Genomic DNA, 23,185 nt, shown 5'->3' with positions numbered 1-23,185 from the left:
TCTGGGGTTCTCGTGGACGGGGTCAGTTGGCCGACGGGGTGGCGGACGCCTGGGCGTCCAGGATGTCCACCACGAACAGCAGGGGCTCGTTCTCGCCGATGTCCGGCGGGCTGCCCTGCTCACCGTAGGCCTTCTCGGCCGGGATCGACAGGAGGACGCGCGAGCCCACCTTCTGGCCGGCCAGACCCTCCTTCCAGCCCTCGATGACCCGGTTGAGGGAGAACGTGATCGCCTGGCCCGTCTCCCAGGACGAGTCGAAGACCTCGCCGTCGGACCACGTCACGCCCTCGTACTGCACGGTCACGGTGTCGTCCGCCCCGACCTCGTGGCCCTCGCCCTCGATCAGGGGCTGGACCACCAGCTCCTGGGGCGCCTCGCCGTCGGGCTTCGCGATGCTCGGCCGACCGCTCTGCTCGTCCACGGTGACGTCGGGCAGGCGCTCGTCCCGCTCGGTCACCTCCTCGCCCTCGGCCTGCGTCGGCAGGATGGCGTCGATCTTGTAGACGAACAGCTGGGCGGGCTGCGTCTGGGTGGAGGGGGAGGCGCTCGGCGACGCGCTCTCGGTCTGCGGGACGGAGACGTCGTACTCGGGGCTGTACGCGGCGACGATCGTGCCGGCGCCGCTGCCCACCAGCATCTCGTGGATCTCCGGGTTCATGGACTTGAGCTGGTCGTCCACGGGCACGGCCTCCGGTTCGCCGCTGAAGTTCTCGGCGACCACCTCGCCGCTGGCCGGATCGACGACGGCGATCGACATCTTCAGGACGTCGCCCTCCTGCACCTGCTCCCCCTCGCCGGCGGTCAGCACGCGCGTGGTGGGCTGGTCGGTGTCGATCTCCCCGTCGATCTCGACCGTCGGCGCCCCGCCGTCGCCCTCCGTGAAGGTGACACCCGTCAGGGCGTCCGGCTCCCCCTGGCCCTCGCCGACGGCCGCCCGCTCGGGGGCGGCCGACGTGGAGGCCGACGCGGTGTCGCTGTGGGGCTGGTCCGCGCCGTCGTCGCCGGTGGCGCAGGCGGTGGCCAGCATCAGGCCCGCGGCGCCGAGGGACAGCAGCGGCAGCAGGCGGCGACGGCGGCGGGCCGTCGGGGGCTGGGGGGTCTCGAACGAACTCATGCGGGTCACCCTAACGGCGCGTCCTGGACGCGCGCTGTCAGGCGATCCGCTCGAACAGCCGGTCGACGGCGGCCGACGACGTGTCGAACGGGTCCTTCGTCACGATCGCGTGCAGCGGATGGTCGGTGAGCTTCAGGGTCGTCCAGTCGACGGCGTAGTCCAGGCCGCGCTCCCGGGCGCGGGACACGAAGTCCGCGCGCACACGGGCCCGGGTGGTGGGCGGGGCGGCCTCCACGGCGGACCGGGCGGCGTCCTCGGGCAGCAGGCGCGCGACGGCCCCGCGCCGCAGCAGCAGGCGGAACAGCCCCCGGTCGGGGTCGATGTCGTGGAAGGCCAGGTCCAGCTGGGCGAGGCGGGGCGCGTCCCAGCCCAGGTCGTGGCGGGCCCGGTAGTCCTCCAGCAGGCGCAGCTTGATCGCCCAGTCGATGCGGTCCTCGATGCGGGACCGGTCACCGGTGCGGACGGCGTCGAGCACCTCGCCCCACAGGGTGAGGACCTCCCCCACCCGGTCGTGGTGGGCACCCTCCGCGGCGACGAAGGCGCGGGCCCGCTCGAGGTAGTGCTCCTGCAGCTCGAGGGCGGAGGCCTCCCCCTCCCGGAGCGCGATGCGGGCCGTGCCGGTGAGGTCGTGGGAGATCTGCCGCACCGCACGGGTGGGGTGGGCGACGACGCGGTCCCCGAGCGGGAAGCCCGCCTCGATCATCCGCAGCAGCAGGTCGGTGGCGCCGAAGCGCAGCAGGTGGGTGTGCTCGGAGAGGTTCGTGTCCCCCACGATCACGTGGAGGCGCCGGTACTCGGAGGCGTCCGCGTGCGGCTCGTCCCGCGTGTTGATGATCGGCCGGGACCGCGTGGTGGAGGAGGACACGCCGTCCTGCACGAAGTCGGCGCGCTGGGAGAACGCGAAGTGGGCCGGGCCCTCGCCCTCGGGCCACGTGCCGGCGGGCACGACGCGGCCCGCGCCCACGAGGATCTGCCGGGAGACGAGGAACGGGACGAGCGCCTCGGTGAGCCGCCGGTACTCGGTGCGCCGGCGCAGCAGGTAGTTCTCGTGGGAGCCGTAGGAGCTGCCCGAGGAGTCGGCGTTGTTGCGGTAGAGGTGGATCCGGCCGCCGACCCCGTCCGCGGCCATGCGCTCCTCGGCCTGGACCACGAGGTCGTGCAGCAGCAGGTCCCCCGCCCCGTCCGAGGCGATGAGCTCGTCGAGCGTCGAGCACTCGGCGGTCGCGTACTCGGGGTGGGAGCCGACGTCGAGATAGAGCCGGGAGCCGTTGGCCACGAACACGTTCGAGGACCGCCCCCACTCGACGACGGGCCGGAAGAGGTAGCGGACGACCTCTTCGGGGCTGAGCGGGCGCCCCTGCGGGTTCCAGTGCTGGACGCCGTACTCCGTCTCCAGGCCGAAGATCCGGCGGGCGCGGTCCGCGTCGGTCACTGGCCGCCCTTCTGGACGAAGCCCTTGACGAACTCCTCGGCGTTGGACTCCAGCACCGAGTCGATCTCGTCCAGCAGGCTGTCCAGGCGCTGGTCCTGGGCCGCGGGCTTCACGTGCGCCTGGCCCGCCGCGGCGCCGGTCTCGTCGTCGCCGCCGGACGGGCGTGGGCGGATCTGCTCCTGGGACATGGTGGCCTCCTCGTGCGTCGACGCGGGTCGGTGTGCTCCGTCCGCGTCCACCCATCCTGCCCCACGCGCGGGCCACGTTTCAGCCCCACGCCCCCGGGTTGCCCCGCGCTGGCAGGATGGGGGCATGCGCCTGTGGACCCTTCACCCCCGCCACCTCGACCGTCAGGGCCTGACGGGCGCCTGGCGCGAGGCCCTGCTCGCGCAGGCCGTCCTGGCCGGCCGCACGCGCGGGTATCGGGACCACCCGCAGCTGCTGAGGTTCCGGGAGCACCCGGACCCGTCCGGCGCGATCGGTGCGTTCCTCTCCGGCCTCGAGGCCGAGGCCACGGCGCGCGGCTATCGCTTCGACCACTCCCGGATCGACCGGCCGTGCCCCGCCCCCGACGGCGCGGTGCGCATCCCGCCCGCCGGTCTCGCACCGATCCCGGCCACCACGGGCCAGCGCGACCTGGAGTGGCGTCACCTGTGCGCCAAGCTGGCCGCGCGCAGCCCCGCCTGGCTCGAACGGTGGTCGGACACGCCCGTCCCCGACGTGCACCCGCTGTTCACGATCGTCCCGGGGCCGGTCGCCTCCTGGGAGCGCGCCTGAGGGCGGGCCGCGGTCGGGCCCGGTCTGGCACCGTGGGGGCATGATCCGCGACGAGAGCATCGAGAGCTATCTGGGGCGCCTCGCCTCCGGCGAGCCCACCCCCGGCGGCGGCGCGACGGGCGCGCTCGCGGTCGCCGAGGGCGCCGGACTGCTGGCCATGGCGGCCCGGTTCAGCGCGGCCGAGGAGGACGCCCGGGCATCGGAGGGCCTGATCGCGGCGTGCCTCGGCCTCGCCGACGGCGACGAGCGGGGCTTCGGCGCCGTGGCCGAGGCGTTCGGGCTGCCCCGCGACACCCCGGAGGACCGGGCCCGGCGCTCGGCCGCGATCCAGGCCGCCCTGGCCGAGGCCGTCCAGCCGCCCCGCGGGATCGTCGACGTCGCCGAGCGTGCGCTGGACCTGGCCGAGCGTGTGCTGGACGCGGCGAACCCGAACGTGCTCTCCGACGTCGGTGCGGCGCTCGGCTGCGTCCGGGGCGGCCTCACCGCCGCCGCGGTCACCCTCGAGACCAACCTGGGCCCCCTCCGCGACGAGGGCCTGGAGGGCGTCCTGCGCACCGACGTCGACCGGGCGGACCGTCTCGTCGCGCGGGCGGACGCCCTGCTGGGCCGCGTGCGCGCGGCCGTCGCGGGCTGAGCGCCCGCCCTCGCCTCAGGCCCGCGCGCCGAACAGCGGCGGCAGCGTGGCCACGAGCGCCTCGTCGTCGGGCCGGGGCGCGGCGGCGTCCTCCCACCAGCCGGGCAGGTCGACGGCGGCGCCGACCAGCGGCTCGGCCAGGTGCAGCCGGTGCACCCGCTCCCCCGCCCCGCGCAGCAGCAGGGTCTCCCACGCGGCGCCGGCCACGCGGTCACCGTGGCGGCCCACGAGGTTGCCGCGGGTCCACGCGCGGGTGGCCCGCGGCGGCGTGGCGACGGCGGCACGGATCTCCGCCTCGTCGGCGAGCGTCCGGAGGGCGCCGGCGGCCACGAGGCGGCGGTGCAGGGAGCGGGCCGGGCGCAGGTCGGCGTACTGCAGGTCCACCATCGCGAGGCGGGGGTCGGTCCAGTCCGCGCCCGTGCGGGCCCGCAGGCCCTCGAGGACGCGCAGCTTGGCCGCCCAATCGGCGCGGTCGCTCAGGGACAGCGGATCCGCGGTGGCGTCGTCGAGGTCGATGGCCCAGGCCTCCAGCACCTCGCGCGTCTGCGGATCCGTCACCCCGAAGGCGGCGCAGTGGGCGCGGGCCGCGTCCAGGTAGGACCGCAGGATCTGCAGCCCGGTCCAGTGCCGGCGCACGGGGCCGTCCGCGGTGCGTTCGAGCAGCGGCACCGTGGCCCGCAGACCCGGGTCGTGGCTGATCGTCTGCAACGCGGCCACCGGGTCGTCCAGGGTGAGCCGGGGCGCCGTCCCGGCCTCGGCCATCGCGAGGACGAGCGCGGTCATGCCCATCCGCAGCCACGTGGCGTGCTGGCTCAGCGTCGCGTCGCCGATGATCACGTGGAGTCTGCGGTAGGCCTCGGGGCGGGCGTGCGGCTCGTCCCGCGTGTTGACGATCGGCCGGTGGATCGTGGTCTCCAGGCCCACGGGCTCCTCGAAGTAGTCCGCCCGCTGGGACAGCTGGAAGCCCGGCCGCTCCCCCGCCGGGCCGAGGCCCACGCGGCCCGCGCCCACGAGCACCTGCCGCGCCGCGAAGAACGGCAGCAGGACGGCGGTGAGCTCCTCGAAGTCGAGGGACCGGGCCACGAGGTAGTTCTCGTGCGCGCCGTAGGACTGACCCTTGCCGTCCACGTTGTTCTTGTAGACCAGCACCTCCGGGGCGCCCTCGGCCTGGCCGATGTGCTCGGCCGCCGCCTGCGCGACCAGGTCCCCGGCGGCGTCCCACACCATGGCGTCCCGCGGGGTGGTCGTCTCCGGCGACGAGTACTCCGGGTGGGCGTGGTCCACGTACCAGCGCGCGCCGTTGGCCAGCACGGTGGACAGCAGCAGGTGCACGGGCTCCCCGTCCGGGCCCACGAGCGCCTCGTCGGTCAGCTGCGAGGGGTGCGCCGCCGAACGCGGCAGCCGCCAGCCGCGGGCGTCCACGAGCGGCGACTCCCCCGTGTAGTCCCACTCCGTGCCGGCCACCGCCGAGCCGGACCGGGTGACCAGGTCCGCGTACGCGTTCACGAGCTCGACCGAGAGCACGCTGTGGTGCGCCCCCGGGTTGGCCGGCGCGTGGATGCCGAACTCGGTCTCCGTGCCCATCACGCGGTGCACGCCCCAGCCGGCGGCGTCCCGCCCGTTCGGGGGCACGGCCGCGCCGTGGAACAGCCGGCGCTGGCCCTCGAAGGCGGGGGTCGGGCCGACGTCGACGGCGGCGACCCGGGCGAAGCCGTCCGCGGCCCCGCGGCCGAACGCGCTCATGCCTCGACCCCCCGGACCATGCGCAGCGAGCGCAGCCGAGGACCGCGCCAGCCGGAGGTGCGCGCCCACTCGGCGGGCGCGACCGTGGCCAGCAGGTCCGTCTGGTCCTCCATCACCGCGGCCACGGCCTCGCGCAGGTGGCCCTCGCGGACGCCGAGCGCGGCCGGGGCCTGGCCGGCGGCGAGGTAGTCGCGCACCGCGTGCCGCTTGGCGCGGTCCACGACGTCGGCCACCACGGCGCCCGAGACGAGGTCGGCCAGGTGCAGGGCGTGGGTCGTGCCGGACACGTCCGTCAGCTCCGCCAGCGCGGTGTCTCCGCCGCGGTCGTAGAGGGCGGCGACGGTCCGGGCGATGAGCGTCGCGCGGGCCGCGTCCGCGGAGCCGGCCGCGGCGACGTCGTCGGCGTGCAGGGGCACGTCCGCGGTGAGGTGCTTGGCCATGATCTCCGCGGCGCCGGCGGCGTCGGGACGGTCCACGCGGATCTTCACGTCCAGTCGGCCGGGGCGGAGCACGGCCGGGTCGATCATGTCCTCACGGTTCGAGGCACCGATGACGATCACGTTCTCGAGGGCCTCGACGCCGTCGATCTCGGTGAGCAGCTGCGGGACGATCGTGGTCTCCACGTCCGAGGAGACGCCGGAGCCGCGCGTGCGGAACAGCGACTCCATCTCGTCGAAGAAGATGACCACGGGGAAGCCGGCGTCGGCCTTCTCGCGGGCCCGGTCGAAGATGACGCGGATCTGCCGCTCGGTCTCGCCCACGTACTTGTTCAGCAGCTCGGGTCCCTTGACGTTGAGGAAGAACGAGCGCTCGCCGTCCGCGCTGCGGGCCGAGAGGGCGTTGGCCACGGCCTTGGCGAGCATGGTCTTGCCGGTGCCGGGCGGGCCGTACAGCATGATCCCCTTGGGGGCGCGCAGGCCGTGCTCGCGGTAGACCTCGGGGTGCAGGAACGGGATCTCGACGGCCTCGCGGATCCGGTCGATCTGCGGGCCGAGGCCGCCGATGTCCTCGAATGTGACGTCCGGGACCTCTTCCAGCAGCACCTCGTCCACCTCGGACAGCTCGACCCGCCGCAGCGCCCATTCGACGCGGGCGTCCACGGTGACGGCGTCCCCGTGGCGCAGGTCGACGCCCTCCAGCGCGGGCGCGCGCCGCACCACGCGCTCCTCGTCCGCCGTGCCGGCCAGGACGAGGCCGCCGTCGGGCAGCGCCTCCTTGACGCGCAGCAGCTGACCCGACCCCGTGCCCGGGGCGACGCCGACGATCGAGCTGGACTCGTCCAGCAGCACCTGGGCGCCGGGGGTGAGGCGGGCGGCGTCGAGCAGCGGGGAGACCGTCACGCGCAGCCGTCGGCCGTTCTGCACGACGTCCGCTCCCCCGCGCACCACGGCGCCGGTCTCCACGCCCTCCTCGGGATCGCGCGGGGCGTGGACGGCCTCGAGGGTGGCGAAGGTGAACGGCGGATGCGTGACGGCGTCCAGGTTCTCCTTGAGCGTCGTGATCTCGGCGCGCGTGGCCTCGAGCAGCTCGACCATGCGCCGGTTGTTGCGGGCGGTCGTCTGCGTCTGGGCCTCGGCGGCCCGACGGCGTTCGCTCAGGCCGGCGGCGTGCCGCTGGGCGGACTGCAGCTGGTGCCGCAGCCGTTCGGCCTCGGCCTGGGACTGCCGCAGCAGCTCCCGCGCCTCGGCGAGGCGCTGCTCGGCGTGCTCCGTGCCTGATTGCGCGTGGTGGTCCACCGGTGCTCCGTCCACTCAGTCCTGCTCCCCGGTCGGGGTCCTCCCACCGTACGCGTCCACGCCCTGCTCGGCGGCGCGTGACCGCGCGGCCATGAGGCGGGCCTCCTTCGCCGCCTTGCGCGCCTTCTTGTCCGTGACCGGCCGTTCGCCGAGGGCCTCGGGCGTCCACCGGGCCTCGTCGGCCGGCTGCCAGGCCTCGACGTCCTCGGCCTTGAACTCGGAGACCTTGGAGCGCTTCTTCAGGCGCAGCGCCTCCTCGCCCGAGGCCAGGCGGCGGGCCGTGAGGAGGAAGCCGGTGTGCGCGACCATGCGGTGGTCGGGGCGCACGGCGAGCCCGTCCAGGTGCCAGCCGCGCACGAGGGTCTCGTTGGCCTCGACCTGCGTGAAGCGGCCCGAGTCCCGGATGGCCTCGGCCACGCGGGAGAGCTGGGTGGCGGTGGCCACGTAGTTCAGCCACACACCGCCGGGGGCCAGGACCTCGGCGACGGTGTCGAGGCATTCCCAGGGGGCCAGCATGTCCAGGACCACCCGGTCCACGGAGCCCGGCTCGTGGACCTTGGGCATCTCCTCCTGCGCGTCGCCGAGGTGCACCGACCAGGCGGGGTGCTCGGCGCCGAAGAAGGCCTCCACATTGGCCCGGGCGACGTCCGCGAACTCCGGGCGGCGCTCGTAGGAGTGCAGGCGACCGTGGTCGCCCACGGCGCGCAGCAGGGACATGGACAGGGCGCCGGAGCCCACGCCGGCCTCGACCACGACGGCGCCCGGGAAGATGTCCGCCTGCTGCACGATCTGCGCCGCGTCCTTCGGGTAGACCACCGTGGCGCCGCGGGGCATGGACAGGACGAAGTCGTTCAGCAGGGGGCGCAGCACCTGGTACGGCTGGCCGGCCGAGTTCTCGACCACGACGCCCTCGAAGCCGCCGATCAGGTCGTCGTGCCGCAGCACGCCCTGGTAGCTGTGGAACTCCCCGCCGGGCAGCAGGGTGATCGTGTTGAGGCGGCCCTTCGCGTCCTTGATCTGCACGCGCTGGCCGGCCCGCAGGGGGCCGCGGCGCGCGCTCACGCCGGTGGGTTCGGTCATGGGGGGCTCCTTCGGTTCAGGGACGCCGCGTCGCGTCGACGGCGGCGAGGATCGTCTCGCGGGGCACCACGGAGCGCACGAGGCCGTGCGCGTCGGTCAGCACCCACACGGGGGTCTGGGGGTCGGCCAGGCGGGAGGCCAGGTCGGGACCGGCGGCGGGGACGTCGTCGCGGACGAGGACGGCCTCCGGAGCCAGGGCGACGGCGACCGCGGCCAGGGCGGTGGTCGTGCGGCGCGCCGGGGTGAGGCCCGCCGCGGCCGTGTGGTCCAGCACGCCGCGGGGCCGACCGGCCCCGTCCACGGCCACGACGGCGCGGCGGCCGCCGTCCGCCTGGGCCAGGGCCTCGGCGACGCAGAGGTGCTCGGGCAGGGCGATGGCGGGCGCCTCGACCTGCTCGAGCCGCAGGGTCTCCAGCCGGCGGCTCCAGCGCCCGTGGCGCACGGCGTCGTCCGCGCCCCGCCACAGCGTGAGGGCGACCCAGGCCGCCAGGACGACGACGAACAGGTCCGGCGCGCGGCCCGCGAGGGTCGGGGGGCCGAACACCGCCGCGAGGACGCCCACCGCGACGACGCGCCCGGCCCAGCCGGCCGCCTCGACGCCACGGGCCCGGGAGCCGGTGGCGGCCCAGACGGCGGACTCGACCATGCGGCCGCCGTCGAGCGGGGTGCCCGGCAGCGCGTTGAACGCGGCCAGGAGGAGGTTGGCCCACACCGTGACCTCGAGCAGCAGGGCGAGGACGGACGGGCCGGCCACGGCACGGGCCGCCAGATGGGCGAGGCCCGCGAGCACGAGGTTCGCGGCGGGGCCGGCCATCGCGGTGAGCACCGTGTCCAGCGGTCGGGCGGACGGGCTGCGGAACTGGGTGTGCCCGCCCCACAGGGTGAGCGCGATCTCCTCGGTGCGCTGGCCGAAGGCGCGGCCGGTGAGGGCGTGGGCGGCCTCGTGGACCAGGACGGAGAGCGCCAGGAGCACGGCGTACCCCAGGGCCACCCCGTAGGCGCCGCCGCCGATCAAGGGCAGCGCGCGCTGGATCTGCGGGCCGAACGCGAGGGTGATGACCGCGGCGATCAGAAGCCAGGACCAGGACAGGCGCACCGGCGCGCCGGCGATCGTGCCCAGCCGGACGGAGGCGGGCCCGCTCATCCGGCCCCGTCCGCCCCGGGCCCGCGCGCGGCGGCGATCCGACGGACCGCGGCGAGGTCGGCCGGCGTGCGGCCGGCAAGCGTCGTCCACTCGACGGTCGCGAGCCCCGCCGGCAGCGGCAGCACGCTGGGCACGCCGACCGTCGGCAGGCCCGCGGCCATGGCCGCGCCGACGCCCACCGGGGAGTCCTCGACCGCCACACAGTCGGCGGCCGTCAGCCCCGGTGTCCGCTCGGCCAGCAGCTGCAGGCCCAGCCGGTACGCCTCCGGGTCGGGCTTGCCCCGGGAGACCATGTCCCCCGAGACGACGACGTCCAGCGTGCCCGCCGGCGCCCGCTCGGCCAGTGCGCGGGCCAGTGGGGCATGGGACATCGTCACGAGGGCGCCCGGCACGCCGGCCTCGGCGAGCGCGACGAGCAGCTCCCGGGCACCCGGCCGCCACGGCACCCCACGGACGACCCCCTGGACGACCTCGTCCATCGTCAGGTCGATGATCCGCTGCACGGGCAGGTCCAGCCCGGCCTCCTGCAGGCGGCGCGCTCCCTCGTCGAGGGGGCGTCCCACGAGGGAGGCGGCCAGGTCATCCGACCAGGTGCCGCCGTGCTCGGCCACCAGGCGGCGCTGGACGGCGTTCCACAGGGGCTCCGTGTCCACGAGGGTGCCGTCCATGTCCCACAGGACGGCGCGTGGCAGGCGGCGGGCACGGTCGTCCGGGGCGGGCGCGGGGTGGCGGGGCATGGAGTGCATCCTATCGAGCGCCGCCGCCGGGGTGTGCGGGGCGGGTCGCGGGCCGTGGCCCCGTCGTCGGGCCGTGTCTAGGCTGGCCGCCATGACCGACGCTACCTCCGAGGACCAGCCGGACGACGTCCTGGGCCCGTTGCGGACCCACCTGACGGCGACCGTGGACGCGCTCGAGGCCGGGCGGCGGGCCCCCACGGTCCTGTTGCTGGCCTTCGAGGGGTGGAACGACGCCGGGGAGGCCGCGACCGGGGCCCTGGGCGCGCTGCGGGAGCAGTGGGACGCGGCGGACGCGGGACGGGTGTGCGACGGCGAGTTCTACGACTACCAGGTCACTCGACCCCTGGTCCGGCGCGACGCCGACGGGCTGGGGACGCTGGACTGGCCGGCGGTCACCCTGCACGAGGCGCTCCTGGACCGGGAGGGCCGGCCCGTCGCGGGCGAGGCCGCCCCGCCGGACGGGGTGCGTGTGCTCCTCGCCGTCGGCGTGGAGCCGAACGTGCGGTGGCGCGCCTTCCTCGAGGAGCTTTTCACGGCGGCCGACGCGCGTGACGTGGACGCCGTCGTGACGCTGGGCGCGCTGCTGGCGGACGTGCCCCACACCCGGCCCCTGCGCGCCCGCCCGACCTCGCCGCTCGTGGACGTGCGGGTGGCCGTCGGCGCGGACCGTCCGGTCTACGAGGGGCCCACCGGGATCATCGGCGTCATCGCGGACGAGGCCGCACGCCGCGGCCTGCCGAGCCTCTCACTGTGGGGGACGGTGCCCCACTACGTGGCCCAGGCGCCCTCCCCCAAGACGCTGCTCGGGCTGGTCGAGGCGGTCGAGGACCTGCTGCACGTGAGCGTCTCCACGCGCGGGCTGGAGGACGACGCGAGGGCATGGCAGCGCGGCGTGGACGAGCTGGCCGCCGAGGACCCCGACGTCGCCGCCTACGTCCGGCAGCTCGAGGAGGCCCAGGACACCCAGCAGCTGCCGGAGGCCTCGGGCGAGTCGATCGCGCGGGAGTTCGAGCGCTACCTTCGCGGGCGCGGCGGACGCTGACGCCCGGCCCCGCCCGGCGGGGTCAGCGCAGGCGCAGACCCAGCAGCGCCGCCACGACGTCGACCACCGGCACCGGATCGGCGGCGGCCTCGGCCAGGCCCGGCAGGGTGCCGGCCGCCCATGCGTCGAGGGCCTCCAGCGCAAGGGGGGCGTCGAGGTCGTCCGAGAGCGCCGCGTGGACCGCGTCCAGCACGGCGACGCCGGCGGCGGCATGCGGTCCGTCCAGGGCGGCGCGCCAGCGGGCCACCCGCGCCTGGGCGTCGGCCAGCACCTGCTCGGACCACTCCCAGTCCGACCGGTAGTGGTGCGCGAGGATCGCCGCGCGGACGGCCACCGGCTCGATGCCCCGCGCCCGCAGGCGGGAGACGAGTTCGAGGTTGCCGAGGGACTTGGACATCTTCTCGCCGTCCAGGGCCACCATGCCGGTGTGCGCGTAGGTGTGCGCGAGCGGCAGGCCGTCGACGGCGGTGGCGTGCGCGGCGGAGAACTCGTGGTGCGGGAACCGCAGGTCGGAGCCGCCGCCCTGCACCGTGAACGGCGCCGGCAGGTGGGCCCGGGAGATCACGGAGCACTCGATGTGCCAGCCGGGCCGGCCGGAGCCGAGCGACCGACCGTCCCAGGCCGGCTCGCCCTCGCGGTGCACGCGCCACAGCAGCGGGTCCAGCGGGTCTCGCTTGCCGGGGCGGTCGGGATCGCCTCCCCGCTCCGGGAACACCGCGGCCATCTCGTCCAGGCCCATCGCGGAGACCTGTCCGAGGCGCCAGTCGGTCGCGGACTGGGCCGCGCGGACGTCGAAGTAGACGTCCCCGTCGGGCTCGCCGTCGCCGCCCGGCACGCGGTAGGCCCGGCCCGCCGCCAGCATCGTCTCGACGGCGTCCACCACCAGGCCCACCGCCTCGGTCGCGCCGACGTAGTGGTCCGGGGCGAGCACCTCGAGGGCGGCCATGTCCGCACGGAACAGGTCGGTCTGCTCCTCGGCGAGCGCGCGCCAGTCGACGCCGGTCGCCTCGGCCCGCTCGAGCAGGGGGTCGTCCACGTCGGTCACGTTCTGGACGTAGGCGACCTCGAGACCGGCCGCGCGCCAGTAGCGGTGCAGCAGGTCGAAGGCCACGTAGGTGCTCGCGTGGCCGAGGTGCGTCGCGTCGTACGGGGTGATCCCGCAGACGTACAGCGAGGCGCGCTGGGCGTCGTTGCCCGGATGCCGGGTCCGTCCCGTGGCGGTGTCGTGCAGCCGCAGCCGGTCGGGGCGGCTCGGCACGGTGGGCGGGGCGGGGGTGCTCCAGGACTTCACGGGACTCCTCACATCGGGGTGGTTCGGCGGTGCCGGGCCGCCATGCCCGGCGGCGGGAGCGGGCTCAGGCGCTGATGACGCCCGCGCCCAGCAGGGCGAACAGGACGCCGCCCAGGAGGATGCGGTACCAGACGAACGGCAGGTACGAGTTGGTGCTGATGAAGCGCATGAGCCAGGCGATGACCGCGTAGGCCACCACGAAGGCGATCGCGGTCGCGACCAGCGTCTCCCCCATGCCGTACGGGCCCTGCGTGCCGGGATCGGTGAGCGAGGTGTACAGCTTGTACAGGCCGGAGGCGAACACGGCGGGCACCGCCAGCAGGAACGCGTAGCGGGTGGCGGCGGGCCGGGTGTAGCCCATGGCCAGGCCGGCCGCGATGGTGCCGCCGGAGCGCGAGACGCCCGGGATCAGCGCGAGGGCCTGGGCCAGGCCGTAGAGGACGCCGTCCCGCACGGTGAGCTTCTCGAGCGGCTTGGTCTGACGGCCGAGCCGGTCCGCCAGGGCGAGCAGGACGCCGAACACGATGAGCATGGTCGCCGTGATCCACAGCGACCGGAACTCCGTGTCGATCCAGTCCTCCAGCAGCAGGCCCAGGACCGCGATCGGGATCGAGCCCACGATGATCAGCCAGCCCATGCGCGCATCGGGGTCCGAGTGCGGGATCCGCCCCGTGACCGCGGCGCACCACCGGCCGATGATGCGGGTGATGTCGCGCCAGAAGTAGATGAGGACCGCCAGCTCCGTGCCGAGCTGCGTGATGGCCGTGAAGGCCGCCCCCGGGTCGGTCGCGGAGGGCAGGAACTCGCCCACGATGCGGATGTGGGCGGAGGAGGAGATGGGCAGGAACTCCGTGAGGCCCTGCACCAGGCCCAGGATGATGGCTTCGATCCACGTCACGGAGGGTCACTGTACGCGACGGCCCCGGGTGGGAACCCGGGGCCGTGCGGTCCGTCACGAGCAGGACGGTCAGTCGTCGTCGTCCTCGTCGTCGAAGAGGTCGAGCGGGGTGACCTCCTCGGTGTCCGCGTACAGGGCGTCCTCGTAGGCCTCGAAGGCGTCGGCCACGGCGAAGAACGCGGCTTCGACGGCGGGGTCGTCCTCGCCCCGCTTGTTCTGCGCGGCCACGAGGTGTTCGTTCAGGGCGGTGGTGAGGGCCTCGAGGGCCATGCGGGCGTCAGAGCTCATGGGTGAACGGTAACCCGGTGGCCGGTGGCGCGGCCAGGGGTGGGCCGTGCGGGACCGGCCGCCGGACCCGAGTCCGTCTGCCAGGATGGGCGGGTGCGTGAACAGCTGATGTCCTCGACCCTCGACGCGATCTCCCGCGGACAGAAGTGGGAGTACCTGGTGATGACGGTCGCCGCCCACGAGTCCCTCGCCGACGCCCGACGGCGCCTCGTGGAGCACGCGGAGTACGGCCAATGGGAGCTGCAGCGCTCCGTGCACTACCGCGACGGGGCGCGCCGCTATTGGATGCGCCGCCGGGTGATGCGCGTGGCCTCGACCCTGCAGACCCTCTGAGGCGCGGGCGCGACGACGCCGCCCCGGCCGTCGTCGCCGCCCGCGGCCCGGATCAGCGCGGCTCCAGCATCCGCTCGAGCACCCGGCAGCCGAACTCGAGCGCGTCCACGGGCACCCGCTCGTCGATGGCGTGGAACAGGGACGTGAAGGCCAGGTCGGCGGGCAGGCGCATGGGCGCGAAGCCGTAGCCGGTGATGCCCAGCCGGGAGAGGGACTTGTTGTCCGTGCCCCCGCCGAGCATGAACGGCAGCACCTGGGCCTCGGAGTCCTCCGCCTGCAGCGAGGCGATCATCAGCTCCACCAGGTCCCCGGAGAAGGGGGTCTCCAGGGCGACGTCCCGGTGCTCGGGTGCGATGGTCACGTCCGGACCGGCGAGCTCGGCGATCGTGGCGAGGGCGGACTCCTCCTCCCCGGGGATCAGGCGCACGTCCACGGTGCCGGTGGCCGAGGACGGGATGACGTTGTGCTTGTAGCCGGCGGTCAGCCCCGTCGGGTTGGACGAGGTGCGCAGGGTGCCGGCCACCCAGGAACGGGCCTGCCCGAGCGCGTCGAGCTGCGGCGTCGGGTCCGTCTCGTCGAAGTCCACGCCCATGATCTCGGCCACCTGTTCGAGCAGCGCGCGCGTGGTCTTGGTGTACACGAGCGGCCACTCGTGCCCGCCGATGCGGGTCATGGCGCCGGCCAGCCGGGTGACCGCGTTGTCCGGGTGCGGGGCCGAGCCGTGCCCGGGGGCGCCCTCCGCGGTGAGGTTGAGCCAGGCGAGCCCCTTCTCCGCGGTCTGCACGAGGTAGGCGCGCGAGCCGTGCACCTCGGTGGAGAAGCCCCCCACCTCGGAGATCGCCTCGGTGCACCCGTCGAACACCTCGGGGTGATGGTCCACGACCCAGCGTGCGCCGTAGACGCCGCCGGCCTCCTCGTCGGCGAAGAACGCGACCGTCAGGGGTCGCCGCGGCCGGCGGCCCGTGCGGGCCAGGTGCAGCAGCACCGCGAGCACCATGGCGTCCATGCCCTTCATGTCCACGGCGCCGCGCCCCCAGATCATGCCGTCCTTGAGCTCGGCGCCGAACGGGTCCACGCTCCACTCGTCCGCCTCGGCGGGGACCACGTCCGTGTGCCCGTGGATGACGAGCCCCGGCGCCTCCGGATCCCAGCCCGGCAGGTGCCCGACGACGGAGACCCGGCCCGGCGCCGACTCGAAGAAGCGGGGGGTCATCCCCGCCTCGGCCATGAGCCGGGCGCAGTACTCCGCGGCCTCGGGCTCACCGACGGAGACGTTGCCCCCGCGGTTGGTCGTGTCGATCCGGATGAGGTCGCGGCAGATCTCCACGACGCGGTCCTCGGGGCGCGAGCGGGCGGGGTTCACGATGTTCTCGACCATGGTTTTGAGCCTAGCCCGAACCCGTGCTATCTTTCTCGAGTTGCCCGGAGCGGGACGGACCGGACAGGACCGGAACGCGGTGGGCGACGGAGCCTCTCCCAGGGTTCCACCGATGAGCGCGAGTGGCGGAATTGGTAGACGCGCAGCGTTGAGGTCGCTGTGTCCGCAAGGACGTGGGGGTTCAAGTCCCCCCTCGCGCACCGCTCGTCGAGCAGCAGGGCCCCGGTCGTCACGACCGGGGCCCTGCGTGTTCCCCCGTCCGGGGTCCCCTCTAGAGTGGTGTCCGTGCGACGGCAGGCGCCGTCGGTGGAACCGCACGACGGCATGGAGGACCCGATGGCCCTGGAAGCCCCCGCACTGCTGCATCGGCTCGCGCGAGCCCACGGGGTGCAGCCCGAGTACGTCGGGCAGGACGGCTCGGCCCAGACCGTGCCGGACGAGGCCCTCGTGAAGGTGCTCGCCGCCCTCGGGGTGTCGGTCCGTCCGGACGGGGTCGCCGCCCTGGCCGAGGCGGTGGAGGAGGCGGAGACGGCCCCCTGGCGGGACGTGCTCCCGCCCACCGTGGCCGCCCGGTCCGGTCACCGCCTGTCCGTGCCGTGCCACGTGGCCGCGGGCGAGCCGGTCGTGGCCCGCGTGCACACAGAGGACGGGCGGACCCTCGAGGTGAGCGTGAGCGAGCCGGTGTCCGAGGTCCGCCTGGTCGACGGCGTCGAGCGCGAGCGCGTCCACGTTCAGATCCCCGCCGACCTCGCCCCGGGCTGGCACCGGCTGGAGGTGACCAGCGGCTCCGGCTCCACCGCCTCCGCGGTCCTGGTCTGCGCCCCGGCCCGGCTGAGCACGCCGCGTCCCTTCCTCGAGCGCCGCGGCTGGGGCGCGGCCGCGCAGGGCTACTCGGTGACCTCGGCGGACTCGTGGGGCATCGGCGACGCGGCGGACATGGGGTCCCTGGCCGAGATCGTCGCCCGGCACGGTGCCGACTTCCTGCTGCTGCACCCCCTGCATGCGGTCGAGCCCGGCCCCCATCCGGCGGACTCCCCCTACTCCCCCGTCTCCCGTCGGTTCCTCTCGGCGCTGGTCGTGCACGTGCCCTCGATCCCCGAGTTCGCCGACCTGCCCGCCGCGGAGCAGGCGGAGCTGCGGTCGGCCGGCGCCCGCGTCCAGGCGGAGCTGGAGCGCACCGGCCGGATCGACCGGGCCGCCGTCGCCGCCGTCCTGTGGCCCGCGCTGCGCCGCGTGCACGAGGTGCCCCGCTCCCCCGAGCGCGAGGCCGCCTACGCGCGGTTCCGCGCCGAGGCCGGCCCGGGCCTGGACGACTTCGCCCTCTGGTCCGTCCTGCGCCTGGACGGCGACGGCACCGGGCCCGATCTCGCCGACCCGGCCTGGGCGCCGGGCGGGGTCGAGGCCGAGCGGGTCCGCGTCGAACGCGCGACCGACGTCGACCTGCACCGCTGGGTGCAGTGGATCGCCGCCGAGCAGCTCGCCGGCGTGCAGGAGCGGGCCCGGGCGGCCGGCATGCGCATGGGCGTCATGGTGGACCTGGCAGTCGGGGCCACCCGCGAGACCGCGGACGCGTGGATGCTCGGGGACGTGCTGGTGCCGACCATGTCCGTCGGCGCGCCGCCGGAGCTGTTCAACCAGCTGGGCCAGGACTGGTCGCAGCACCCCTGGCATCCGCGCCGTCTGGCCGAGACCGGCTACGCCGCGTTCCGGGACATGCTGCGCACCGTGCTGCGCGGCGCGGGCGGCATCCGGATGGACCACGTCCTGGGGCTGTTCCGCCTGTGGTGGATCCCGGAGGGCGCCGGCGCCACCCAGGGCGCGTACGTCGAGTACGACCACGAGGCGATGCTCGCCGTGCTCACGCTCGAGGCCGAGCGGGCCGGCGTCGTCGTGGTGGGCGAGGACCTCGGCACCTTCGAGCCGTGGGTGCAGCGTCGCCTGGCCGAGGCCGGCGTGCTCGGCACGTCGATCCTCTGGTTCGAGCAGGAGGACGGCGAGCCCACCCCGCCGGAGCGCTACCGGCGGCTGGCCATGGCGGCGGTGAACACGCATGACCTGCCGCCGACGGCCGGCTACCTCGAGGGCGTCCAGGTGGACCTGCGCGAACGGCTGGGCCTCTACACCGTGGACGTCGCCCAGGAACGCCGCCGGTCGGCGGAGGAGGTGCGCGCGTTCCTCGCCGCCGCGGCCCGGCGCGGGCTGCTCGCCGAGGCGGACGTGGACGTCCCCGACGCCGGCCCCGAGGTGCGCGAACGCCAGATCGTGGCCCTGTACCGCCTGCTCGCGCAGGCGCCCTCGGCCCTGCACAGCGTGGCGCTCGTGGACGCCGTGGGCGAGCGGCGCATCCAGAACCAGCCCGGCACTCTCCAGGACCAGTACCCGAACTGGACCGTGCCGCTCGGCGACGGCGCCGGACGGATGGTCTCCGTCGAGGACCTGGCGGACTCGGCGTCGGCGGCCCGGCTGTTCGACGCCGTGGACGCCGAACTGCGGGCGTCCGTGCCGGTGGGGATCGGGGTCAGCCTGCACACCTCCCCGCTGGCCCAGCCCGGCCGCGGCGACGCCGGCGGCATGAACGTCTACGTGCGGCAGGCCGCCGTGGCCCTGGCCCGCCGGGGCGTGCGGATGATCCTGCTGACCCGGGCGGAGGAGCCGGTGGGGCCGGACGGCGCACGGGTCCGGATGCTGGACGCCGGCGGGCAGGCCCCGCCGGTCACGGTGGTCGACCTCGCGGCCGGGCCGTCCGCTCCCGTGGCCAAGGCGGATCTGGCGGGCCTCCGCGACGAGTTCACCCGCGCGGCCCTCGACTGGCTCGCCTCGGACGCCGTGCCGGGCGGTCCCGTCCTCGGTGGAGCGGAGGCCCCCCCGGTCGCGTTCGTGCACGGCCACTACTGGCTCTCCGGGTCCACCGCCGCGGCCCTGGCGCGGGCGGCGCACGCCCCGTACCTGCAGACCATGCACACCACGGCGGCGGCGAAGATGCTCGAGGACCCCGAGCTGCGCGAGCCGGCCGCCCGGATCGAGGCCGAGCGTGAGATCGTCGGGCGAGCCGACCTGCTCGTGGTCAACTCCGCCGCCGAGGTCGCCGACCTGCGCGAGCTGCTGGACGTGCCCCGCGCCCGCACCCGGGTGCTGCCCCCCGCGGCCGACCTCGAGACGTTCACGCCGGACGGTGCCGCGCAGTGGCCGGGCGCACCGGACGACAACGGAGCCCTGCGGGTTCTGTTCGCCGGCCGCGTGCAGCGGCACAAGGGCCCGCACCTGCTCGTGTCCGCCCTCGGGGTGCTGCGCGAGCGGGCCGGTGGCAAGGGCGCCGACCCGGGCGTGCGCCTGCACGTGAACGGCGCCGATTCGGGGGACGACGAGCTGGACCTGGCGAGCCTGGCCGTGCAGGAGGGGGTCGCCGACCTGGTGACGTTCTCCGCGCCGGTGCCCGCGCCCGCCCTGGCCGCCCAGTTCCGGGCGGCGGATGTCGTGGCGATGCCGAGCGCGTCCGAGACCTACGGCCTGGTCGCCCTCGAGGCACAGGCCTGCGGCACGCCCGTGCTGGCGCACCGGGTCGGCGGACTGGTCTACGCGGTCCTCGACGGCGTGTCCGGCCACCACGTGACGGCGGGCACCCCTGAGGCGTGGGCCGATGCCCTGGCCGAGATCCTGGCGGATCGTGACGCCTGGGCCGCGCTGGGGCCCGGCGCCGTGCGTCACGCCGCCGGTCACTCGTGGGAGGCCTACGCGGACGGGCTGCTCGAGGCCGTCGCCGCCGTGCCGCGGCGGTCGCCCGGGCTGGACGCCTGAGCCGCCGCGGTCACCGGCCCGCCGAGACAGCGAGTCTCGGCGGGCCGGAGCGCGGGTCCGGTGGCCATCAGGGCTCGAGCGGAGTGATCTCCCCGGAGAAGTGCGGGCGCCGGCGCCGCGCATCCCAGCCCCACACGCGCGTGCCGCCGTCGGGCCCGGGCGCGTAGCGGACGGCCACGGTGGTCGGCAGCACGACGGGTGCCTCGAAGTCGATGTGCCAGCGGAACCCGGCGCCGGCCGGCTCACGGCCCTCGAGCATCCGGGCGGCCAGGAACATCCCGTGGGCGATCGCGCCCTTCATGCCGAACAGTCGGGCCGAGACGCCCGTCAGGTGGATCGGGTTCCAGTCTCCGGAGACGCCCGCGTACCGGCGTCCGGCCCCCGTCCCGAAGCGCCACTGGGCGGTCGGCGTCGGGGGCACGAAGTCCTCGCGGGCGGGCCGCTCGGGACGCAGGCCGGAGAGGTGGACGCCCTTGGCGAGGTACCGGGAGACGCCCTCCCACAGCAGTGCCTCCTCGCCGTCGTCGCCGGGCCCCTCGACGGTCACGACGACGTCCACGGCGGTGCCTGCGTGGTGCGGGACGAGGCCCACGGCACGCGCGGTGACGCGCAGCGGGGTCTCCGCCGCGACGGGCCGGTGGTGCAGGACGGTGTTGCTCAGGTGCACCAGTCCGGGCAGGGGCAGTGGGAACTCGGGGTCGGCCATCAGCTCCATCGCCGCACCGAACACCTGGGTGTGCACCAGGACCGAGGGCAGGTCCGCCGGATCCGCGGACCCGACGGCCCCGCGCCACGCGGACACGGCCTCGGCCGGGATGCGGTGGCCGGTCACGACCACCTGACGGTCCGGGAGCTCGCGGGGACGGCGCCGACGGACGACGGCGTCCGTGGCGGCCTGCCTGGCGGCCCGGGCGTAGAGCCGGGCGAGGGAGGGCGGGGCGGACAGCTGCGTGGTCTGCATCCTCACGCCCCCAGCTTCGACTGGCCGCAGACCCGCAGCGTGGCCCCGTTGGTGCCGCCTGCGGCGTCCGAGGCGAGCCAGGCCACCGTCTCGGCCACGTCCTGCGGCAGGCCGCCCTGCTGGAGCGAGTTGAGCCTCCGGCCCACCTCGCGCGTGGCGAGCGGGATCTTCGCGGTCATCTCGGTCTCGATGAAGCCCGGGGCCACCGCGTTGATCGTGCCCCCACGGGCCGCGAGGACCGGTGCGGAGGCCGCGGTCAGGCCGATCACCCCGGCCTTGGATGCCGCGTAGTTCGTCTGGCCGCGGTTGCCCGCGATGCCGGAGATGGAGGCCAGGCCCACGATGCGCAGCCCGTGGCCCGCCACGTCCCGGGCGTCCTCGGCGAGGAACGCCTCGTTCATGGCCAGCTGGGCCGTGGTGTTCACAGCGAGGACGGAGTCCCAGCGCGCGGCGTCCATGTTGGCCAGCATCCGGTCCCGGGTGATCCCGGCGTTGTGCACCACCACGTCCATCCGGCCGTGCCGGGTGCGGCAGTGCTCGAGGATGCGCGCGCCGGCGTCCGGCGCCGTGATGTCCAGGGCGAGCGCGGTGCCGCCCACCTCGTTCACGACCTTGGCCAGCGTCTCGCCCGCCGCCGGGACGTCCACGCCGACGACGACGGCCCCGTCGCGGGCCAGCGTCCGGACGATGGCGGCGCCGATGCCGCGGGCGGCGCCCGTGACCACGGCGACCTTGCCGGCCAGGGGGCGCGCCGCGTCGGCGGGGACCGCGCCGTCGGCGGTGGAGACGGGCACGAACTGGCCGGAGACGTACGCCGCGCGACCGGAGAGCAGGAACGCGAGCGCGCCGGCCGCACCGGGGGCAGTGAGCGGCACGCCCTCGCCCAGGACGAGGCCGTTGGCGGTGCCGCCACGGCGCATCTCGTGCGCGATCGAGCGGGTCAGGCCCGTCACGCCCTGGCGGGCGGCGCGCAGGGCCGGGTCCGTGGCGGCCTCGGGGTCCTCGAACACGGTCACCACGCGCGAGGAGGAGCCCAGCGAGCGCAGCGCGCCGCCGATCTCCAGCGCCACCGCGCCGAGGTCCGCGGGCGTGGCGACCCCGTCGAAGCACGCGACGATCGCCGCGTGGCGGGCGCCCTCCCGGGGGGCGTCGGCGACCTCGAGGCCCCACGAGGCCAAGAGGGTGCGGGCGTCCGCGGCTGCGGGGGTCGCGCCCAGGACGAGCACGGAGCCGGGCAGCACGGGGTCGCCGGGGGTGTGCCGGCGCAGCTCGACGGGCTGAGGCAGGCCCAGGGCGCCGGTGAGGCGGCGGCCCAGGGGCGAGGCGACGAAGGTGCCGTAACGGTCGGTCATGGTCGGTCCTCTCGGGTCGGGTCGGTCGGGGCTCAGCGGCCGCGGAGCAGGGCGACGATGCCCTGGCCGCCGGCGGCACAGACGGAGATGAGGCCGAGGGAGCCCTCCCCCTTCTCATGCAGCATCTTGGCCAGCAGGGCGACGATGCGGCCGCCGGTGGCGGCGAAGGGGTGACCGGCCGCCAACGAGGAACCGTGCACGTTGAGCCGGGCGCGGTCCACCGAGCCCAGCGCACCCGGCAGCCCGAGGCGCTCGCGGCAGTACTCCTCGTCCTCCCAGGCGGCGAGCGTGGACAGGACGGTGCCGGCGAACGCCTCGTGGATCTCCACGAAGTCGAGGTCGTCGAGGGTGAGCCCGTGCCGGGCCAGCAGGCGCGGGACGGCGTAGGCGGGGGCCATGAGCAGGCCCTCGTGTCCGTCGACGAAGTCCACGGCGGCGTTCTCCATGTCCACGAACTCGGCGAGCACGGGCAGTCCGCGCTCGGCGGCCCACTCCTCGGAGGAGAGCAGCACCGCGGAGGCGCCGTCGGTGAGCGGGGTGGAGTTGCCGGCCGTCATGGTCGCCTCGTCCCCCAGCTGGCGGCCGAACACGGGCTTCAGGCCGGCCAGCTTCTCCGGCGTGGAGTCGGGGCGGAGGTTGTTGTCGCGGGCCAGGCCATGGAACGGGGTCACCAGATCGTCCATGTACCCGGCGGCGTAGGCAGCGCCGAGGTTCCGGTGGGAGGCCGCGGCGAGCTCGTCCTGGGCCTGACGGGTGATGCCCCACTTGTGGGTGGTTAGGGCCTGGTGCTCGCCCATGGACATGCCGGTGCGCGGCTCGCCCGCGCCGGCCGGCTCGGGCACGAGCTGACCGGGGCGCAGCTGGGCGAGGGCGCGCAGGCGGTCCTTCATGGTCTTGGCGGTGGTGAGCTGCAGCAGCACGCGGCGCGCGCCGTCCGAGAGCGAGACGGGTGCGTCCGAGATCGAGTCCACGCCGCCGCCGATGGCGGAGTCGAGCTGGCCGAGCCGGATCTTGTTGGCGAGGGTGCCCACGGCCTCCATGCCGGTGGCGCAGGCCACCTGGACGTCGGCGGCCGGGGTCGCGGCGGAGAGCGCGGAGCCCAGGACGGCCTCGCGGGTGAGGTTGAAGTTGCGCGGGTGCTTGAGGACGGCGCCGGCGGTGACCTGGCCGAGGCGCTCGCCCTGGAGCCCGAACCGCGCGACGAGTCCGTCGAGCGTGGCCGTGAGCATCTCCTGGTTCCCGACCTCGGCGTAGGCGGTGTTGGCGCGGGCGAAGGGGATGCGGTTGCCGCCCAGGATGACGGCGGGGCGCAGCGCTCCACCGGCGACGGCGGGGCGGGAGGCGGTCTCGGACGCGGGGGTCTCGTGGTGGGTCATGACGGTCCTCTCGACGGCGGGCCCACCGCCGACGCGGCGGGGGCGTTGTCACCCCGGACGATACGGACGATACG

20 protein-coding genes and 1 tRNA gene are annotated in these 23,185 nt (G+C 75.3%); 6 read left to right on the top strand and 15 right to left on the bottom strand.

Going from position 1 to position 23,185, the window contains the following annotated elements; translation table 11 throughout:
- Window positions 1–22: 22 nt before the first annotated feature.
- Genes ACFI33_RS00200 through ACFI33_RS00190 form a run of 3 tightly spaced genes read right to left on the bottom strand, consistent with a single transcriptional unit; the run spans window position 23 to window position 2,734 of the window.
- The gene (locus ACFI33_RS00200; protein ID WP_251679514.1) at window positions 23–1,114 is read right to left on the bottom strand and encodes an FKBP-type peptidyl-prolyl cis-trans isomerase; all 1,092 of its coding nucleotides are present in this window, start codon (window positions 1,112–1,114) and stop codon (window positions 23–25) included.
- Window positions 1,115–1,151: 37 nt separating this feature from the next.
- Window positions 1,152–2,546, bottom strand: a complete 1,395-nt coding sequence (gene pafA, locus ACFI33_RS00195) for a Pup--protein ligase (protein ID WP_069941584.1) — start codon at window positions 2,544–2,546, stop codon at window positions 1,152–1,154.
- Window positions 2,543–2,734: a ubiquitin-like protein Pup gene (locus tag ACFI33_RS00190; RefSeq protein WP_036336876.1), complete on the bottom strand. Its 192-nt coding sequence runs from the start codon at window positions 2,732–2,734 to the stop codon at window positions 2,543–2,545. Before ACFI33_RS00190 ends, pafA begins: the two co-directional genes overlap by 4 nt.
- Window positions 2,735–2,858: 124 nt before the next feature.
- On the opposite strand from ACFI33_RS00190, the gene ACFI33_RS00185 reads away from it, so the two are divergent.
- On the top strand, window positions 2,859–3,323 hold the full coding sequence (locus ACFI33_RS00185; protein ID WP_036336875.1) for a pyrimidine dimer DNA glycosylase/endonuclease V: 465 nt from the start codon (window positions 2,859–2,861) through the stop codon (window positions 3,321–3,323).
- Window positions 3,324–3,363: 40 nt separating this feature from the next.
- Window positions 3,364–3,957: a cyclodeaminase/cyclohydrolase family protein gene (locus ACFI33_RS00180; protein ID WP_073116889.1), complete on the top strand. Its 594-nt coding sequence runs from the start codon at window positions 3,364–3,366 to the stop codon at window positions 3,955–3,957.
- 15 nt (window positions 3,958–3,972) lie between these two features.
- On the opposite strand, the gene dop is transcribed toward ACFI33_RS00180, so the two are convergent.
- From dop to ACFI33_RS00155, 5 genes are read right to left on the bottom strand one after another with little or no spacing between them, the layout of a single operon-like run.
- Window positions 3,973–5,700: a depupylase/deamidase Dop gene (gene dop / locus ACFI33_RS00175; protein ID WP_122054335.1), complete on the bottom strand. Its 1,728-nt coding sequence runs from the start codon at window positions 5,698–5,700 to the stop codon at window positions 3,973–3,975.
- Window positions 5,697–7,451, bottom strand: coding sequence for a proteasome ATPase (gene arc, locus ACFI33_RS00170; RefSeq protein WP_122054333.1), 1,755 nt, complete (start codon window positions 7,449–7,451; stop codon window positions 5,697–5,699). The genes dop and arc overlap by 4 nt, the downstream gene beginning before the upstream one ends.
- Window positions 7,452–8,516 carry a tRNA (adenine-N1)-methyltransferase gene (locus ACFI33_RS00165; protein WP_122054331.1) on the bottom strand — a complete coding sequence of 355 codons (1,065 nt, stop codon included), beginning with the start codon at window positions 8,514–8,516 and terminating at the stop codon, window positions 7,452–7,454.
- Window positions 8,517–8,532: 16 nt separating this feature from the next.
- Window positions 8,533–9,660, bottom strand: coding sequence for a site-2 protease family protein (locus ACFI33_RS00160; protein ID WP_122054328.1), 1,128 nt, complete (start codon window positions 9,658–9,660; stop codon window positions 8,533–8,535).
- Window positions 9,657–10,397, bottom strand: a complete 741-nt coding sequence (locus tag ACFI33_RS00155; protein WP_122054326.1) for an HAD family hydrolase — start codon at window positions 10,395–10,397, stop codon at window positions 9,657–9,659. Before ACFI33_RS00155 ends, ACFI33_RS00160 begins: the two co-directional genes overlap by 4 nt.
- A 91-nt stretch (window positions 10,398–10,488) precedes the next feature.
- Between ACFI33_RS00155 and ACFI33_RS00150 the strand changes: the two genes are divergently transcribed.
- Window positions 10,489–11,439, top strand: coding sequence for a proteasome assembly chaperone family protein (locus ACFI33_RS00150; protein WP_052833426.1), 951 nt, complete (start codon window positions 10,489–10,491; stop codon window positions 11,437–11,439).
- A gap of 22 nt (window positions 11,440–11,461) precedes the next feature.
- Here ACFI33_RS00150 and mshC read toward each other — a convergent pair whose 3' ends face one another.
- The 3 genes from mshC to ACFI33_RS00135 form a co-directional block, all read right to left on the bottom strand.
- Window positions 11,462–12,730 carry a cysteine--1-D-myo-inosityl 2-amino-2-deoxy-alpha-D-glucopyranoside ligase gene (gene mshC, locus ACFI33_RS00145; RefSeq protein ID WP_122054324.1) on the bottom strand — a complete coding sequence of 423 codons (1,269 nt, stop codon included), beginning with the start codon at window positions 12,728–12,730 and terminating at the stop codon, window positions 11,462–11,464.
- Between the two features lie 64 nt (window positions 12,731–12,794).
- Entirely contained in the window at window positions 12,795–13,628 is an 834-nt protein-coding gene (locus tag ACFI33_RS00140) for an undecaprenyl-diphosphate phosphatase (RefSeq protein ID WP_036315183.1), read from the bottom strand.
- Between the two features lie 69 nt (window positions 13,629–13,697).
- Window positions 13,698–13,916, bottom strand: a complete 219-nt coding sequence (locus tag ACFI33_RS00135; protein WP_036315190.1) for a hypothetical protein — start codon at window positions 13,914–13,916, stop codon at window positions 13,698–13,700.
- 93 nt (window positions 13,917–14,009) lie between these two features.
- On the opposite strand from ACFI33_RS00135, the gene ACFI33_RS00130 reads away from it, so the two are divergent.
- Window positions 14,010–14,249, top strand: coding sequence for a DUF5703 family protein (locus ACFI33_RS00130; RefSeq protein ID WP_036315193.1), 240 nt, complete (start codon window positions 14,010–14,012; stop codon window positions 14,247–14,249).
- A 52-nt stretch (window positions 14,250–14,301) separates the two neighbouring features.
- On the opposite strand, the gene ACFI33_RS00125 is transcribed toward ACFI33_RS00130, so the two are convergent.
- On the bottom strand, window positions 14,302–15,627 hold the full coding sequence (locus ACFI33_RS00125) for a M20/M25/M40 family metallo-hydrolase (protein WP_122054322.1): 1,326 nt from the start codon (window positions 15,625–15,627) through the stop codon (window positions 14,302–14,304).
- Window positions 15,628–15,743: 116 nt separating this feature from the next.
- Here ACFI33_RS00125 and ACFI33_RS00120 point away from each other — a divergent pair.
- A tRNA-Leu gene (locus ACFI33_RS00120) sits at window positions 15,744–15,827 on the top strand.
- 85 nt (window positions 15,828–15,912) lie between these two features.
- A complete protein-coding gene (gene malQ, locus ACFI33_RS00115; protein WP_462623635.1) occupies window positions 15,913–19,422 on the top strand; it encodes a 4-alpha-glucanotransferase in 3,510 nt (1,169 codons plus the stop codon).
- A 67-nt stretch (window positions 19,423–19,489) separates the two neighbouring features.
- Here the strand turns inward: malQ and ACFI33_RS00110 are convergent, their stop codons facing one another.
- The 3 genes from ACFI33_RS00110 to ACFI33_RS00100 are packed head-to-tail and all read right to left on the bottom strand — an operon-like array spanning window position 19,490 to window position 23,111.
- Window positions 19,490–20,383, bottom strand: coding sequence for a MaoC family dehydratase (locus tag ACFI33_RS00110; protein ID WP_036336859.1), 894 nt, complete (start codon window positions 20,381–20,383; stop codon window positions 19,490–19,492).
- 2 nt (window positions 20,384–20,385) lie between these two features.
- The gene (locus ACFI33_RS00105; RefSeq protein ID WP_036336858.1) at window positions 20,386–21,735 is read right to left on the bottom strand and encodes a 3-oxoacyl-ACP reductase; all 1,350 of its coding nucleotides are present in this window, start codon (window positions 21,733–21,735) and stop codon (window positions 20,386–20,388) included.
- Between the two features lie 32 nt (window positions 21,736–21,767).
- Window positions 21,768–23,111: an acetyl-CoA C-acetyltransferase gene (locus tag ACFI33_RS00100; RefSeq protein ID WP_036336857.1), complete on the bottom strand. Its 1,344-nt coding sequence runs from the start codon at window positions 23,109–23,111 to the stop codon at window positions 21,768–21,770.
- Window positions 23,112–23,185: the final 74 nt, after the last annotated feature.

The sequence above is a fragment of the Micrococcus sp. PSi08 genome (assembly GCF_054960655.1).
Note: the sequence above shows the minus strand (reverse complement) of the source record. Positions and strands in the feature narration are given on the sequence as shown.

Coding starts and splice junctions, on each gene's coding strand:
- ACFI33_RS00200 (WP_251679514.1), bottom strand. CDS start 1,114: ATGAGTTCGTTCGAGACCCCCCAGCCCCCGACGGCCCGCCGCCGTCGC.
- ACFI33_RS00190 (WP_036336876.1), bottom strand. CDS start 2,734: ATGTCCCAGGAGCAGATCCGCCCACGCCCGTCCGGCGGCGACGACGAG.
- ACFI33_RS00185 (WP_036336875.1), top strand. CDS start 2,859: ATGCGCCTGTGGACCCTTCACCCCCGCCACCTCGACCGTCAGGGCCTG.
- ACFI33_RS00180 (WP_073116889.1), top strand. CDS start 3,364: ATGATCCGCGACGAGAGCATCGAGAGCTATCTGGGGCGCCTCGCCTCC.
- dop (WP_122054335.1), bottom strand. CDS start 5,700: ATGAGCGCGTTCGGCCGCGGGGCCGCGGACGGCTTCGCCCGGGTCGCC.
- ACFI33_RS00165 (WP_122054331.1), bottom strand. CDS start 8,516: ATGACCGAACCCACCGGCGTGAGCGCGCGCCGCGGCCCCCTGCGGGCC.
- ACFI33_RS00160 (WP_122054328.1), bottom strand. CDS start 9,660: ATGAGCGGGCCCGCCTCCGTCCGGCTGGGCACGATCGCCGGCGCGCCG.
- ACFI33_RS00155 (WP_122054326.1), bottom strand. CDS start 10,397: ATGCCCCGCCACCCCGCGCCCGCCCCGGACGACCGTGCCCGCCGCCTG.
- ACFI33_RS00150 (WP_052833426.1), top strand. CDS start 10,489: ATGACCGACGCTACCTCCGAGGACCAGCCGGACGACGTCCTGGGCCCG.
- ACFI33_RS00135 (WP_036315190.1), bottom strand. CDS start 13,916: ATGAGCTCTGACGCCCGCATGGCCCTCGAGGCCCTCACCACCGCCCTG.
- ACFI33_RS00125 (WP_122054322.1), bottom strand. CDS start 15,627: ATGGTCGAGAACATCGTGAACCCCGCCCGCTCGCGCCCCGAGGACCGC.
- ACFI33_RS00110 (WP_036336859.1), bottom strand. CDS start 20,383: ATGCAGACCACGCAGCTGTCCGCCCCGCCCTCCCTCGCCCGGCTCTAC.
- ACFI33_RS00105 (WP_036336858.1), bottom strand. CDS start 21,735: ATGACCGACCGTTACGGCACCTTCGTCGCCTCGCCCCTGGGCCGCCGC.
- ACFI33_RS00100 (WP_036336857.1), bottom strand. CDS start 23,111: ATGACCCACCACGAGACCCCCGCGTCCGAGACCGCCTCCCGCCCCGCC.